Source organism: Alcanivorax sp. MD8A (assembly GCF_002888555.1).
Classification (GTDB): Bacteria; Pseudomonadota; Gammaproteobacteria; order Pseudomonadales; family Alcanivoracaceae; genus Alcanivorax.
On the sequence record NZ_AQOQ01000075.1, the window covers coordinates 1 to 1453 of the forward strand.

A 1453-nucleotide genomic window follows, 5' to 3' on the forward strand; every position below is an offset into this window, starting at 1 on the left:
GCAAGGAGTTATTCAGAGGCTCCCTAAGGAAACAACAACAGGGCGCGGGCTCATCCCCCGCCCTGTCCAAATCAGGTACTGCGAAGCCGGAAAGTCGCCTCGCCCATGGCGAGCAGATTGTCGTGTTCGTCAAACACTTCCATGGTGCTGTTATAGATGCGCGAGCCCCCTGCGCGCCGGGTACCGATGCAACGAATCAACCCGTCGCTGGCCTGGCCGGTAAAGGTGGTCGTCATGGACAGGGTGACGGCCTTGCGAATGCTGCGAGGGTCCGCGTTCCATGTCCCCGCACAGGCCCCCGCCACATCCATCAATGTCGCCAGCACCCCACCATGAATGACATTGGCCAGATTGAGATGTCGGGCATCAATATTGAGACCCAACACCGCCCGGCCTTCCTGCCATTCGAGAAAGTGAAAACCGACTTCGGCGGGAAAGCCCGTGGAAAAACGGGCATTGGCAGCGTCCAGGAAAACTCCGTTGTGCGGAGAAACAGCATCCATCGGCAATCCTTCTATTGGTGTATCAGGCCTGGCTACGCCCCTGAACCATCTGCGCCACCTGCCCCACCACATCTTTCAGGCGCGGGCCCAGATTTTCGATCAGGGTACGACGGCTCAACCGCAGCGAAGAGCCACCACAATTGAAAGGCACCACCTGGGCACCCCCATCCAGAATCAGCGGCACAGCCACGCCACTCACATCCCGGTTCCATTCGCCATCGGAAGTACAGAAGCCAAACTCCTCGTATTCCTTGTAGGCCTCTTGCAGGCTGCGTTCTATGGCCGGCCAGTTTGCCGGATCCTGGCTGCGAATCTGTTCGTAATACATTTCCCGCTCTGACGCCGGAGTGGCCGCCAGAAAGGCTCGGCCCAGTGCCGATGTGGCCATCGGGACCCGTGAACCAATATCCAGACGCAGCACCAGAGGACCATTGCCCTGGCACACCTGGATGTAAGTCACCTGCGCGCCGTCCGGGGCACCAATCGCCACCATGCAATCGGTGGCATCGGCCAGCTCCTGCATATAGGGACGCGCCAGATCGCGCACCCCTTCGCTGGCCAGATAGCGATACCCGAGATCGAGCACCCCCGGCCCCAGCCGGTACTTTTCGAGCTGCGGGACATAACGCAGGTAGCCCAGCTGAGTCAGGGTCGCTGTCATTCGCGACACCGTCGGCCGCGGAATACTGGTCCGTTTGGCCAGCTCCGCATTGCCAAGATATTCATCGGAAGGTCCGAAACAGCGCAGGATATCCAGCCCCCGGGCCAACGCTGTGACAAAATTTCGATCCTTGTCGTTACTTCCCACTTCTGCGACCGCTCTACGCATTCTTGTCATTCCTTCAGGCTTCGGGAGTGTGCCGGTTCGTCGGTCCCGTCTTCCGTGCGGGCCATCGATACCTTTTATAGTTGTGTATTAGGCTTAGGGAGCCTCTGAATAACTCCTTGCA

2 protein-coding genes are annotated in these 1453 nt (G+C 59.1%); both read right to left on the bottom strand.

The features are described from left to right. Positions 1-71 precede the first annotated feature (71 nt). Positions 72-503, bottom strand: coding sequence for a PaaI family thioesterase (locus A15D_RS17045; RefSeq protein ID WP_022985558.1), 432 nt, complete (start codon positions 501-503; stop codon positions 72-74). 22 nt (positions 504-525) lie between these two features. Beyond that, the gene (locus A15D_RS17050) at positions 526-1332 is read right to left on the bottom strand and encodes an IclR family transcriptional regulator (protein WP_022985559.1); all 807 of its coding nucleotides are present in this window, start codon (positions 1330-1332) and stop codon (positions 526-528) included. Positions 1333-1453 lie beyond the last annotated feature (121 nt).